The sequence below is a fragment of the Micromonospora sp. CNZ296 genome (genome assembly GCF_007827635.1).
This window is the reverse complement of sequence record NZ_VISW01000011.1, coordinates 65,595-78,954: the sequence shown is the minus strand read 5'-3', so window position 1 is coordinate 78,954 and position 13,360 is coordinate 65,595. Positions and strand designations below refer to the sequence as shown.

Genomic DNA, 13,360 nt, shown 5'->3' with positions numbered 1-13,360 from the left:
CGTTCAGTCCAGGGTGAAGTAGTCGGGGCCGGCGTAGACGCCGGTCGTCAGCTTGGTGCGCTGCATGAGCAGGTCGTTGAGCAGGCTCGACGCGCCGAACCGGAACCAGTCCGGGCTCAGCCAGTCGGCGCCGACTGTCTCGTTGACCATGACCAGGTACTTGATCGCGTCCTTGGTGGTCTTGATGCCACCGGCCGGCTTGACGCCGACCTGACGCCCGGTGGCGGCGCGGAAGTCGCGGACCGCCTCCAGCATCACCAGCGTCACCGGCAGGGTGGCCGCGACCGGGACCTTGCCGGTGGAGGTCTTGATGAAGTCGCCGCCCGCGAGCATGGCGAGCCATGACGCCCGGCGCACGTTGTCGTACGTGGCCAGCTCACCGGTCTCCAGGATCACCTTGAGGTGCGCGTCCCCGCATGCCTCCTTGGTGGCCACGATCTCGTCGTAGACCTCGGAGTAGCGCCCGGCCAGGAACGCGCCCCGGTTGATCACCATGTCGATCTCGTCCGCGCCCGCCTCGACCGCCGCCCGCACATCGGCGAGCTTGATCTCCAGCGGCGCCTGGCCGGACGGGAACGCGGTCGCCACGCTGGCCAGGTGCACGCCGCTGCCGCGCAGCACCTCGGCCACGTACGGGACCATCGACGGGTAGACGCAGACGGCGCCGACGTGCGGGCAGCTCGGGTCGGCCGGGTCGGGGCGCAGCGCCTTCGCGGCCAGCGCCCGCACCTTGCCCGGGGTGTCCGCCCCTTCGAGGGTGGTCAGGTCGACCATCCGGATCGCCAGGTCGATCGCCTCGGCCTTGGCTGTGGTCTTGATGGAGCGGGTGCCGAGTTGCGCCGCCCGCTGCTCCGCGCCGACCTGGTCCACGCCGGGCAGGCCGTGCAGGAAGGTCCGCAGAGCGGTCTCGGATCGTCCCAGCTCGGTGAGGTCCGACCGGGCCGACGTCGTTGTCGCCGTCATGCCCCGAATAGTACGCACCCGCGAGTCGAGTGATCTTGCTCACGGACGACCGGTCGTGAGCGTCATACGTGAGCGGTGTCGCTGGTCGTACCGCACCCGCCCTGCGCCGGACCGCCAAACGGTAGGTTGAGCGATCGTGGACGTACACGTCATTGACCATCCGCTCGCCCAGACGCGGCTGACCGCCATGCGGGACGCCCGGACCGACTCGTCGTCGTTCCGGGCGGCGCTGCGCGAACTCACCACCATGCTGGTGTACGAGGCCGCGCGCTCCTTCCCGGTCGAGAAGTACTCGATCCAGACCCCGGTCACCGCCACCGAGGGCAGCCGGCTGGCGAACCCGCCGCTGCTGGTGCCGGTGCTGCGGGCCGGTCTCGGCATGGCCGACGCCGCGCTCGGCCTGCTGCCCGAGTCGTCGATGGGCTTCGTCGGCCTGGCCCGCGACGAGGAGACGTACGAGCCCCGCGCGTACATGGAGTCGCTGCCGCGCGACCTCAGCGGCCTGCCGGTGCTGGTGCTCGACCCGATGCTCGCCACCGGCGGCTCGCTGGAGCACTGCTGCCGGCTGCTCGCCGACCGCGGCTGCACCGACATCACGGTGCTCTGCGTGCTGGCCGCCCCGGTCGGCATCGAGCGGCTGGAGCGCTCCGGCCTGCCGCTGCGCCTGGTCACCGCCTCGATCGACGAGGGACTGAACGACTCGAAGTTCATCGTCCCCGGCCTGGGTGACGCCGGCGACCGCCAGTTCGGCGGCATGCCCCGCTTCTGACCCGGCCGTCCGGGTTCCGGATCCGGCACCGGCGCCGCCGAGGCTCCGGCGTCGCGGCGCCGCCGGCAATCCGGCAATCCGGCGATTCGGTGGAGAGGGCCCTTTCCCGCGGGGAAGGGTCCTCTCGCCGTGAATCGGGCGGCCCCGGCGAGTCGATGCGCGGGGGTGCGGGGAGGCGCTAGCGTTCCGGGCCATGACTGGTGTTGCGCTCGCCGAGGAGCTGCTGCTCCTCGCGTATGACGACGAAACCGGCAAGGCCACCATGCCACGGATCAGCCTGGACCTGGGCATGGCCGCCGCGGTGCTGGTCGAGCTGGCCCTGGCCGGACGGGTCGCGTACGCGGACGGGAACCTGGCGGTGGTCGACCCGGCCCCGACCGGCGAGCCGATCGCGGACGCCGTACTCGCCAAGATCGCCGCGGATACCCCGCACACGCCGTCGTCGTGGGTGCAGCGACTGCGGCACGGGCTGCGCGATCGGATCCTCTCCGACCTCTGCGGCCGGGGCGTGGTCCGCGACGTCGACGAGACCGAGCTGGGCTTCATCCACGTGCACCGCTACCCGGTGGCCGACGCCTCGGTCGAGGCGGACATCCGGCAGCGGCTGGCCGACGCGCTGACCAGCGGGCAGCTCCCGGACGAGCGGACCGCCGCGCTCGCGACGCTGGTCGCGGTGCTGCGGATGGAACCCGCGCTGGGGCTGACCGGCCCGGCCGCCGAGGACGCCGGCCGGCGCCTGGAGGAGATCGCCGCCGGCGCCGGGTTCTCCGGCACGGTGAGCCTGGACGACAGCGTCGTACGCCCGTCGATCAGCCTGGTCATCGCCGCGCTGGGCCAGGCCGTCGACGCCGCCCTGGGCAAGCGGTAAGGAAGGGCCCCCTCTTAACGCCTCCGGTAGAGGAAGGGCCCCTTCTTAACGCCAGGCGTTAAGAAGGGGCCCTTCCTTGCACCAGGGGTCAGAGGCCCAGGGCGGCGGCGATCTCGTTGCGCAGCTCGGTGACGGCGGCCCGCGCGCGCTGCCGGGCCGCGGGCACGTCGCCGCCGGTCACCGGCTCCACCACCTCCAGGTACGCCTTGAGCTTCGGCTCGGTGCCGGACGGCCGGATCACCACCCGGGCCGCGCCGGTGCGCAGGATCACCACGTCCGCGTCGGGGAGCAGGTCGGACGCCTCGGTCACCGGCTGCCCGAGCAGCGTGGTCGGGGTGGCCGCCCGGATCCGGGCCATCGAGTCCGCGATCACCCGCAGGTCCTCCACCCGGACCGAGAGCTGCTCGGTGTGGTGCACACCGAACTCGGCTGCGAGCTCGTCCAGCCGGTCGAGGAGCGTACGGCCCTCGGCCTTGAGACCGGCGGCCAGCTCGGCGACCGTCAGCGCGGCGGTGATGCCGTCCTTGTCCCGGACGTGACCCGGCGCGACGCAGTAGCCCAGCGCCTCCTCGTAGCCGTACACCAGCGGCTCCCGGCCCCCGCCGGCCCGCACGATCCACTTGAACCCGGTGAGCGTCTCGTCGTAGGGCAGGCCCCGGGCCGCCGCCATGGCCCGCAGCAGCGCCGACGACACGATCGTGGTGGCGTACAGGCCGGTCACGCCGCGCCGCATCAGGTGGTCGGCGAGCAGCGCGCCCACCTCGTCGCCGCGCAGCATCCGCCAGGACCCGGCGTCGCGTACGGCCACCGCGCAGCGGTCCGCGTCCGGGTCGTTGGCGACGGCGAGGTCGGCGCCGGTGCGGTCGGCGAGCGCGACGAGCAGGTCCACCGCGCCCGGCTCCTCCGGGTTGGGGAAGCTCACGGTCGGGAACGCCGGGTCCGGCTCGGCCTGCTCGGGCACCACGCCTGGAACGCCGAAACCGGCGCGCGCGAACGCGGCGGTCAGCACCACGCCACCAACCCCGTGCAGCGGCGTGTACGCCACCTTCAGGTCCCGCGGTCCGGCCGGGTCCACCACCGCGGCGGCCTGCTCCACGTACGCGGTCACCATGTCGTCGCCGAGCACCTGACCGGCCGGGCCGAGCGGCACCGCCGCGAGCGGGCCGACCGCCCGGATGGCCGCCTCGATGCCGGCGTCGGCGGGCGGCACGATCTGCGCGCCGGCGCCGAGCTCACCGCCGAGCTGCGCGCCCAGGTAGACCTTGTAGCCGTTGTCCTGCGGCGGGTTGTGGCTGGCCGTGACCATCACCCCGGCGACCGCGCCGAGCTGCCGGACCGCGAACGCCAGCACGGGCGTGGGCAGCGGCCGGGGCAGCAGCAGCGCCTGGCGACCCGCACCGGTGGCCACCTGTGCGGTGCGCTCGGCGAAGGCACGGGAGCCGCGCCGGGCGTCGTACCCGATCACCAGCGGGCCCTCGCCGCCCTGGGCGGCGAGCCAGCCGACGAGCCCGGCGGCGGCCTGGGTGACCACGGCGAGGTTCATGCCGTTCGGCCCGGCCCGCAGCGGGCCGCGCAGCCCGGCGGTGCCGAACGTCAGCGGGCCGGCGAACCGGTCGGCCAGGTCGGCCGCCGTGCCGGGCAGCCCGTCGAGGACCGTGCGCAGCTCGACGCGGTCGTCCGGGTCCGGGTCGTCGGCGAGCCAGCGCTCGGCGCGTACGCGAAGGTCGTCAAGGTCAGTGGTTTCCGCCGCCATTGCCTCATGAAAGCACGGCGGCGGATCACCACTGGCCGTCGGCCTCGACTCAGTTGGCCGCCGTGAGCTGGAACGAGCCGGCCATCGCGTCGAAGATCGGCTTGCTCTCGGCGAACCGCGCGTCGGTCGAGGAGAGGTAGAACGAGTAGACCTTGCCGTCCTTGACCACGCCCCGCCAGATGCCGTGGCGCATGGACTCACCCTCGCCGCAGGTGTATTCGAGCTGGCCGGCGGTTTGCCCGGCCAGCGGCTGCTCGGAGACCGACACCTCGGTGTAGGGGGCGGGGCAGGTCTTGCTCTTGGTGCTGTTCTTCTTCAGGTTCCGCGAGGCGAACTCGGCCCAGCTGATCGAGGTGCCGCCCCACGCCTCGGCGATGACCCGCACCTTGCGGCCCTCGTCCTCCGGGTCGACGTAGTCGACGTAGAGGCCGCCGGTCTGCCGCTGCCAGCCCTTCGGCACCTGGATGGTCACGCCCTTGACGGTCTGTTCCTGCATCTCCACCGGCGAGGCGGCGGCCGAGTTCGACGGCAGCGCGCCCACGATCGGCGGGGGAGCGTCGTCGCCGCCGCTGGTCAGCGCGATCACGCTCACCAGCAGCACCACGGCGAGACCACCGGCGGCGGCGAGCTGGACCTTGCGCGGCCACGCCTTCACGCGCCCGAGCAGGCCCTTGGCGCCGCCGACCGCGCCGCCACCACCGGCGGCCGGTGGCGAGGTGGCCGCTGTGGTCCAGGGCTGGCCGGTGCCGGGCACCGACCACTGGTTGCCGCCGTACACCGGCTGGGTGGCGTCGACGGTGCGGCCGTAGGCGGTCGGCACCGCCTGGGTCGCGTCCGCTCCGGCGCCCTGGCCGAGCCGCACCGTGGCGTCCGGCGAGATGCGCTGGGTGGCCTCCGGCGTGCCCGGCCCGGACATCGCGCCGGTCGGGGTGTGCAGCGGGCCGGCCAGCGCGTCGGCGCTGGTCTCGTCGAGCGCGGCGGCACCCGCCGCGGGCTTCTCGCCGGCGGGCCGCTCCCCGCGGCGCAGCGCGGCGAGCCGGTCGGTGAGCGACTCGTCCGGGCCGATCATCGCCCGGCCGCCGATCTGCCCGCTCGGCTTCGGCTCCGCCGCGATCGCCGGCGGCGTGGTCGGGCGCGGCACCGGCACCACCGCGTACGGGTCGGTGACCGAGTTGACGGCTGTGGCGGTGCTGGTCAGCGGCCCGGCGAGCAGCTCGCGCAGGTTGGCGCGGGCCCGGTGCACGTCCATCCGGCGGGCCGGGTCCTTCTCCAGCAGCCCCATCAGCACGCCGGTCAGCGGGCCGCTGCGCTGCGGCGTGGCGGGCGGGTCCTCGACCACGGCGTGCATGGTCTCGATCGGGTCGCCCTTGTCGAACGGGGGCCGGCCCTCGACCGCTGTGTAGAGCGTCACGCCGAGCGAGAACAGGTCGCTCGGCGGCCCGAACTCCTGGCCCATGGCCCGCTCGGGCGAGATGAAGTGCGGCGAGCCGAGCACCATGCCGGGCGTGGTGAGCTGCACGTCGGTGGGCATCCGGGCGACGCCGAAGTCGGTGAGCACGCAGCGGCCGTCGGTGCAGATCAGCACGTTGGCCGGCTTCACGTCGCGGTGCAGCACGCCGATCGCGTGCGCCACCTCCAGCGCGCCGAGCAGCGCGATCCCGATCTTGGCGACGGCGCGCGGCGCGACCGGCCCGTCCTCGATCACCATGTCGGCCAGGCTGCGGGCGTCCAGCAGTTCCATCACGATCCACGGGCGGCCACCCTCGGTGACCACGTCGTAGACCTGCACCACTGCCGGGTGCTGGATCGCGGCGGCGGCACGGGCCTCCCGCAGCGTCCGTTCGTAGAGCGCGTCGCGGTCGCTCGGGGCGAGCCCCGGCGGGAGGACGACCTCCTTGACCGCCACATCACGGCGCAGCAACGTGTCTGTGGCCCGCCAGACCGTGCCCATGCCTCCGTTGCCCACCGGGGAGCGCAGCGAGTAGCGACCACCGATGGTGGTGCCGGGCGCCGCGCGTCCAGTGGGGGGACTGGCCGGTCCGCCGCTCCACGTCGGAATCTGAGTCACAGAAAAGCCACCGGGGGATATCGAGGGGGCTGGGACACAACCCCTCTATCTTGCTGGTTCCGACGCCCGATGCGAAACCCGACGCGGCGGGCGTTTACCTACTCGACGGTATGTGGTCGGTCGCTCACCTCCGGTGGGTCGCCGCCGCGAGGTGTGCGGTATCCCTCACCCACCAGGCGGTCTGCGCGTCCTACCATCCGGTAATGAGCGATGCGCGGTCAAGCGAGTCGGGTTTCCCGATCCAGGGCGTCTACACGGCGGCAGACCTTCCGGCGGACCTGGACGCCCGGCTGGGCGAGCCGGGCGAGTTCCCGTACACCCGCGGGGTCTACCCGACGATGTACACGTCCCGGCCCTGGACCATGCGACAGTACGCCGGGTTCGGCACCGCGACCGAGAGCAACGCGCGCTACCACCAGCTGCTTCGCGCCGGCACCATGGGCCTGTCCGTCGCGTTCGACCTGCCCACCCAGATGGGGTACGACTCGGACGACCCGATCGCGCACGGCGAGGTGGGCAAGGTCGGCGTCGCCATCGACTCCATCGAGGACATGCGCACGCTGTTCGGCGGCATCCCGCTGGACAAGGTCTCCACCTCGATGACCATCAACGCGCCCGGCTCGGTGCTGCTGCTGCTCTACCAGCTCGTGGCCGAGGAGAACGGCGTGCCGGGGGCGGCGCTCAACGGCACGATCCAGAACGACATCCTCAAGGAGTACATCGCCCGGGGGACGTACATCTTCCCGCCGAAGCCCTCGCTGCGGCTGGTCGCCGACACCTTCGCCTACTGCCGGGCCGAGGTGCCGAAGTGGAACACCATCTCCATCTCCGGCTACCACATGGCCGAGGCCGGCGCGTCGCCCGCGCAGGAGGTCGCGTTCACGCTCGCCAACGGCGTGGAGTACGTCCGCGCGGCGCTCGCCGCCGGGCTGGCCGTCGACGACTTCGCGCCCCGGCTGTCGTTCTTCTTCGTGGCCCGCACCACGCTGCTGGAGGAGGTCGCGAAGTTCCGCGCGGCCCGGCGCATCTGGGCCCGGCTGATGCGCGACGAGTTCGGCGCGAAGAACCCGAAGTCGATGATGCTGCGGTTCCACACCCAGACCGCCGGCGTGCAGCTCACCGCCCAGCAGCCGGAGGTGAACCTGGTCCGGGTGGCGGTGCAGGGCCTCGGCGCGGTGCTCGGCGGCACCCAGTCGCTGCACACCAACAGCTTCGACGAGGCCATCGCGCTGCCCACCGAGAAGGCGGCCCGGCTGGCGCTGCGGACCCAGCAGGTGCTGGCGTACGAGACGGACCTGACCGCCACCGTCGACCCGTTCGCCGGGTCGTACGTGGTGGAGGCGATGACCGCCGAGGTGGAGGCGGCCGCCACCGAGCTGATGGACCGGGTCTTCGACCACGGTTCGGCGGTGGACGCGATCGAGGCCGGGTTCCAGAAGCGGGAGATCGAGCAGTCCGCGTACCGGATCGCCCAGGAGATCGACTCGGGTGAGCGGGTGGTGGTCGGGCTCAACCGGTTCCGGATCGACGAGGAGGAGCCGTACGAGCCGCTGCGGGTCGACCCGTCGATCGAGGCGGCGCAGGGGGAGCGGCTGGCCCGGCTGCGCGCGGAGCGGGACTCCGGCGCGGTCGAGCGGGCACTGGCCGAGCTGCGCGCCGCCGCCGAGGGGGACACCAACGTGCTCTACCCGATGAAGGAGGCGCTGCGCGCCCGCGCCACGGTCGGCGAGGTCTGCGGGACGCTGCGCGAGGTGTGGGGGATCTACCGGCCCAGCGACCGGTTCTGAAACTGTCCGGAGGCGGCCCCGTCGTACACCCTCGGTGTGCGGCGCGGGCCGCCTTCGCGTGTGCGATTCGGCGATTCGGGTAACCGGATCGGGTGAACGGGACGGACAGCGTGTGCGGTCGGCGGTCGGGCGCTCGTGTCACCGTCGGGAGTCTTCCGGCAGCCGACAGTTGTCGTGCAATTGTCGGAGCGGCAGTTAATTGCCGCGACTAATGCGACAATTCGGAACGACGGGTCGTTATTTGTGACCGATGAAACGGTTACGCGTTGTAGGAGGTGGGAGGCGGATGACGGCGTTCGACCGCGATCTACCTGCTGTCCCGCAGATATTCGAGCCCTCTCACCAGGGCATTCGTGACGCTGCGCGGTCCGACCGCTACGCGAAAGATGTTGCGCAGCGTCACCGTCGGAGGTCTAGGCTGTCTGCTGTCCGACCCGAAGATCCATCCACTTCTAGTGATCGAGAATTCGACGTGACGAGTGCGTTGACGCTGCCTTCCGGCGGCCTGCTGTCGTCGTCCCGGCCCGAGGCGCCGACCGGTTACCAGCCCCTGCCCTTCGAGCTCGACCATCTGCTCGCGCTGCGCGTACCCGGCCTCATCGAAACGCGCCGTCACATCCACTCCCACCCGGAGTTGTCCGGCGAGGAGTTCGAGACGGCCGCGCTGGTGCACCGTGAGCTGTCCCTCGCCGGTCTCAAGCCGCGCCTGCTGCCGAAGGGCAACGGCGTCATCTGCGACATCGACGGACGCCCGGACGGCCCGGTCATCGCGCTCCGCGCCGACATCGACGCGCTGCCGCTGAGCGACCCGAAGGACGTGCCGTACCGCTCGACCGTGGAGGGCGTCTGCCACGCCTGCGGCCACGACGTGCACACGTCGGTGATGCTCGGCGTCGGCATGCTGCTGGCCCAGCTCGCCGACACGGGCCGCCTCGACGGCCGGGTCCGGCTGATCTTCCAGCCGGCCGAGGAGATCCTGCCCTGCGGCTCGCTGGAGGTCATCGAGGCCGGTGGCCTGGACGACGTGGTGCAGATCTTCGCGCTGCACTGCGACCCGAACCTGCCGGTGGGCAAGGTCGGCCTGCGGGTCGGGCCGATCACCGCCGCCGCCGACAACGTCACCGTCCGGCTCACCGGGCCCGGCGGGCACACCGCCCGCCCGCACCTGACCGTCGACCTGGTGGACGCGCTCGGCCGGCTGGTCACCGAGGTGCCGACGCTGATCAGCCGCCGGGTGCCGGCCAACAGCGGGCTGCTGCTGGTGTTCGGCCACGCCTCGGCCGGCACCCGTTACAACGTCATCCCGTCCGAGGCGTGCGCGGCCGGCACGCTACGCGTGATGGACCGCGACACCTGGGACCAGGCGCCCGAGATCGTCGCTCAGGTGGTGCGGGACGTGCTCGCGCCCACCGGCGCCACTGTCGACCTGGAATACCTGCGTGGCCGGCCCCCGGTGACGAACGACGCCCGCGCCATCGGTGTCCTCACCGCGGCCACCGCTGCGGCGCTCGGCCCCGACGGCATCGCCGAGACGCCGCAGAGCATGGGCGGCGAGGACTTCTCCTGGTACCTGGAGCACGTGCCGGGCGCGCTCGCCCGCCTCGGCGTCGGTCGCAGCGGTCCCAACGTGGACCTGCACCGGGCCTCGTTCGACGTGGACGAGCGCGCCATCGAGGCCGGCGTACGCCTCATGGTCCAGACCGCGCTGCGGGCACTGGCGGCGGCGCGCTGACCGGACCGCCGAGCGGCCCCGGCGGCATCGGCGCCGCCGGGTTCGGGCCGGGCGGCGGTGTCCGCCGGGCCCGCACCCGGCGCCGCCACAGGAGCAGCAACCACAGCGGTACGCCGATCACGACCGCGAACGGCAGCACCGCGCCGAGCACTGTGAGCAGGACCCGGGCCGAGGCCAGGAACGCCGTCCAGCCGCCGCCCAGCCCGGCCAGGAAGCCCAGGTCGGCCTCCTCCTCGGCGGTGCTGGCGTCCTGACCGAGGAACGTCACGGTGATGGTGGACAGCGAGGTCAGGTCCGCGAGCCGGCGCTTGCGGGCCTCCAGCGCGGCCAGGTCCGCCTGCCGGGTGCCCACCTCGTTCTCCAGCCGGACCAGCTCGTCCACCGACGTGGCCCGGGCCAGCAGCTTGCGGGAACTCTCCACCCGCGCACGCTGGGTGGCGATCCGGGCGTCCAGGTCGACCACCTGCTCGGTGACGTCCTCGGTGCGGATCTCCCGGCGCTCCTGCCGGCCGAGACCGGCGAGCCGGTCGATCACCGCGGCGAACCGGTCCGCGGGCACGCGCAGCGTCAGCGCCGCCCGAGCCTCGGCGGCCCGGCTCGACCGCCGGTCCGCGCCGACGAATCCGCCGGCCGCCGTCACCGCTGTGGTCGCCTCCCGCGCGGCGGCCTCCACATCGTCCACCCGGACCTGCATGGTCCCGGTGTAGATGATGGACCGCTGGTCGACCCGCAGGTCCGCGCCACCGGTGCCGCCCGGAGCGGCCTGGTCGCGATCCGCGCCACCGCTGTCCGCGCCGCCCTCGGCGGCCTGCTCGCGCCCCGCGCCCCCGTCGGCCGCCGGCGCGGCCGAGTCGCTGCCGGAGTCCCCGCCCGCGCCGCAGGCGCCCACACCCAGTGCCGCTATCAGACCCACAGCCACCAGGGCCACGCCCCGGAGTCGTCGTCCGCCCATACCCCGTACTCCGATCGTCGACGGCCCCGACTGCCGGGACCGATACCTCGGACGTGACGCGTGGTCGCGCCGGTTCCGGCAGACTGCGCTGAGGACATCACGATTCGATAATCGAGGAGTCACGATGCAGGTGACCAAATACGCCCACTCCTGTCTCCGGCTGGAGCACGACGGTGCGGTGCTCGTCGTCGACCCGGGTGTCTTCAGCGATCCGGCGGCGCTGGACGGCGCCGACGCGGTGCTGATCACCCACGAGCACCCGGACCATGTGGACGTCGCCGCGCTGACCCGGGCGCTGGAGCGGCGGCCGGTGCCGGTGCACGGTCCCGCCTCGCTCGCCGGGGTGCTCGGCGACGCCGCCGAGGCGCTGGTGACGGTCGAGCCCGGACAGTCGCTCACAGTCGCCGGGACGCCGGTGCGGACGTACGGCGGGCAGCACGCGGTCATCCACCCGGACATCCCGGTGATCCAGAACATCGGCTACCTCTTCGCCGACGTGGTCTACCACCCGGGCGACGCGTTGTTCGTGCCCGACGACGTACAGGTGGACACGCTGTTCGCCCCGATCCACGCGCCCTGGTCGAAGTTCTCCGAGGTCGTCGACTTCATCCGCGCGGTCGCGCCACGCCGGGCGTACGCGCTGCACGACGGGCTGCTGAACGACAACGGCTTCGGTGTGCTGGACCGGCAGTACACGGCGATGTCCAACACCGACTACCGCCGTCTGGAGCCGGGCACCCGGATCGACGCCTGACCATGACCGAGGTGCCCGCGGAGGTGGTCCGGCGGCTCTACGCCACGCCGCCGGACCGGTTCGTGGCGGCCCGGGACGCCGCCGTCGCGCAGGCGCGGCAGTCCGGTGACCCGCGTACCGCCCGGGAGATCGGCAAGCTGCGCCGTCCCACAGTGGCGGCCTGGCTGGTCAACCTGCTGGCGATCCGCCGGCCCGAGCTGGTCGCCGACCTGAGCCAGCTCGCCGAGTCGCTGCGCGCCGCGCAACGCGACCTGCGCGGCGGCACGCTGCGGGAACTGTCCGCGCAGCGGCGCGCCGTCGTGGGCGCGCTGGTGGCGGAGGTACGCCGGCTCGCCGCCGCCGAGCCCGCCGCGCCCCCGGCCGGGAAGCTGCCGCTGGGCGAGGTGGAGGCGACACTCAACGCCGCGCTGTCGGACACCGAGGTGGCCGAGCAGGTACGCGCCGGACGCCTGCTGCGGGCCAGCCACTACGCCGGGTTCGGCGAGGTGCCCCGCCCCCAGCTCCGGCTCGTGACAGGGGGCGAGGAGGCGCCTGTCGTACCGGATCGGGCGGCCGAGCGGGCCGACGCGCGCCGGGCCCGCGACGAGCGGGCGGCGCGGGCCGAACGGGCCGGGCGGCGGCGGACCGCGACCCGGGAGCTGACCCGGGCCCGCGCGGACCTGGACCGGGCCGAGAAGGAGCTGGCGACGGCTGACGCGGCCGAGCGGGACGGCGCCGCGACGTTGGACCGGATCGAGACCGAGCTGGCCGAGCTGGAGCGTCGACGGGCCGTCGCCGAGCAGGAGCTGAGCCGGGCCCGGCTGGCCCGCCGGGGCGCGGAACGGGTGGTCACAGCGGCCCGGCGCCGCGCCGGTGAGGTGGAGGCCGTGTTGGAGGCGCTCGACGCCGAAGAGGGGGATGCCGACACCGGTGACCACGCGGCAGACTGAGCGTGATGAATGGCTTCGGTGGAGTGACGGTGACGGGCGGCCGATGACTCCGGAACAGCTCGCCGCCGCCTGCAAACCGCTGGTGCTCGAACTCGGGGAGGCGTTCGCCCGCTGCCCGTCCACGCTGCGCCGGGCGCGGCTGCTGGGCATCTCCGGATGGGCCTTCTACATCACCGGGCGGGCCGGTGCGCTCGGCGACGTCCGCGCCGAGACGGTGGCCGCGGCGCTCGGCTTCATCGCGCCGGAGGCGGTCACGGACGGCTGGGACGCCGCCGCGCGGACCGTCCCGCCGCTGGAGGTGGCCGCCGCCAACCTGGCCGAGTGCTGCCGGTGGGGCACCGTCCGGCTGGGCGACGGCGCCGAGTCGTCGCGGCTCGCCGCGCTGCTGGGCCGGGCGGTCGACGCGGCGGACGGCAGCGGCATGCCACTGTTCGCCGCCTGGCGGGCCATGCCCGTGCCCGATCCGTCCCCGGGTGCGCGGGCGGCTGTCGGCATGCTGCTGCTGCGCGAGCACTTCGCCGGGGCGTACCTGCTGGCGGTGCGCGCGGCTGGGCTGACGCCGCTGGAGGCGGTGCTGGCCGGGCCGGAGGGCGAGGCGGGCGCTGCGGCGTGCGGCTGGGTGCCCCCGTACCCGCCGGTCGGGCCGCTGGTGCGGCGCCGGCTGTGGGCCGAGGCGGTGACCGACCGGCTGGCGTCGGCGGCGTTCCGCGCGCTGGACGCGGCCGAGGGCGCTGAGCTGCTGGGTCTGCTCGGCGCCGCGCGGCTACGCGCCCGCGGCGGATAAA

At 73.5% G+C, this 13,360-nt stretch carries 11 protein-coding genes; 7 read left to right on the top strand and 4 right to left on the bottom strand.

All coding sequences use genetic code 11. The annotated features are described in order from the left end of the window. Positions 1 to 3: 3 nt before the first annotated feature. Positions 4 to 963: a deoxyribose-phosphate aldolase gene (gene deoC, locus FB455_RS19170; RefSeq protein ID WP_047893661.1), complete on the bottom strand. Its 960-nt coding sequence runs from the start codon at positions 961 to 963 to the stop codon at positions 4 to 6. A gap of 136 nt (positions 964 to 1,099) precedes the next feature. On the opposite strand from deoC, the gene upp reads away from it, so the two are divergent. Both upp and FB455_RS19160 read left to right on the top strand, forming a co-directional pair. Continuing rightward, entirely contained in the window at positions 1,100 to 1,732 is a 633-nt protein-coding gene (gene upp, locus FB455_RS19165) for a uracil phosphoribosyltransferase (RefSeq protein WP_013284009.1), read from the top strand. Positions 1,733 to 1,925: 193 nt separating this feature from the next. Then, on the top strand, positions 1,926 to 2,600 hold the full coding sequence (locus FB455_RS19160; protein ID WP_013284010.1) for a GOLPH3/VPS74 family protein: 675 nt from the start codon (positions 1,926 to 1,928) through the stop codon (positions 2,598 to 2,600). 88 nt (positions 2,601 to 2,688) lie between these two features. On the opposite strand, the gene FB455_RS19155 is transcribed toward FB455_RS19160, so the two are convergent. Together FB455_RS19155 and FB455_RS19150 are read right to left on the bottom strand one after the other, a co-directional pair. Next, entirely contained in the window at positions 2,689 to 4,353 is a 1,665-nt protein-coding gene (locus tag FB455_RS19155; RefSeq protein WP_145754407.1) for a phospho-sugar mutase, read from the bottom strand. A gap of 49 nt (positions 4,354 to 4,402) precedes the next feature. Continuing rightward, the gene (locus FB455_RS19150; RefSeq protein ID WP_013473984.1) at positions 4,403 to 6,421 is read right to left on the bottom strand and encodes a serine/threonine-protein kinase; all 2,019 of its coding nucleotides are present in this window, start codon (positions 6,419 to 6,421) and stop codon (positions 4,403 to 4,405) included. A gap of 203 nt (positions 6,422 to 6,624) precedes the next feature. On the opposite strand from FB455_RS19150, the gene FB455_RS19145 reads away from it, so the two are divergent. Both FB455_RS19145 and FB455_RS19140 read left to right on the top strand, forming a co-directional pair. After that, positions 6,625 to 8,208: an acyl-CoA mutase large subunit family protein gene (locus FB455_RS19145; protein WP_013473985.1), complete on the top strand. Its 1,584-nt coding sequence runs from the start codon at positions 6,625 to 6,627 to the stop codon at positions 8,206 to 8,208. A gap of 472 nt (positions 8,209 to 8,680) precedes the next feature. Beyond that, the gene (locus FB455_RS19140) at positions 8,681 to 9,940 is read left to right on the top strand and encodes an amidohydrolase (protein ID WP_145754405.1); all 1,260 of its coding nucleotides are present in this window, start codon (positions 8,681 to 8,683) and stop codon (positions 9,938 to 9,940) included. Here the strand turns inward: FB455_RS19140 and FB455_RS19135 are convergent. Continuing rightward, positions 9,897 to 10,892 (bottom strand): DUF4349 domain-containing protein, encoded by a 996-nt coding sequence (locus tag FB455_RS19135; RefSeq protein ID WP_013284015.1) that lies wholly within the window; start codon positions 10,890 to 10,892, stop codon positions 9,897 to 9,899. The genes FB455_RS19140 and FB455_RS19135 overlap by 44 nt on opposite strands. Before the next feature lie 124 nt (positions 10,893 to 11,016). On the opposite strand from FB455_RS19135, the gene FB455_RS19130 reads away from it, so the two are divergent. From FB455_RS19130 to FB455_RS19120, 3 genes are read left to right on the top strand one after another with little or no spacing between them, the layout of a single operon-like run. Then, the gene (locus FB455_RS19130; protein WP_145754402.1) at positions 11,017 to 11,646 is read left to right on the top strand and encodes an MBL fold metallo-hydrolase; all 630 of its coding nucleotides are present in this window, start codon (positions 11,017 to 11,019) and stop codon (positions 11,644 to 11,646) included. Between the two features lie 2 nt (positions 11,647 to 11,648). Further along, the gene (locus FB455_RS19125) at positions 11,649 to 12,575 is read left to right on the top strand and encodes a hypothetical protein (RefSeq protein WP_145754399.1); all 927 of its coding nucleotides are present in this window, start codon (positions 11,649 to 11,651) and stop codon (positions 12,573 to 12,575) included. Between the two features lie 43 nt (positions 12,576 to 12,618). Continuing rightward, positions 12,619 to 13,359 (top strand): SCO6745 family protein, encoded by a 741-nt coding sequence (locus tag FB455_RS19120; protein WP_145754397.1) that lies wholly within the window; start codon positions 12,619 to 12,621, stop codon positions 13,357 to 13,359. Position 13,360: the final 1 nt, after the last annotated feature.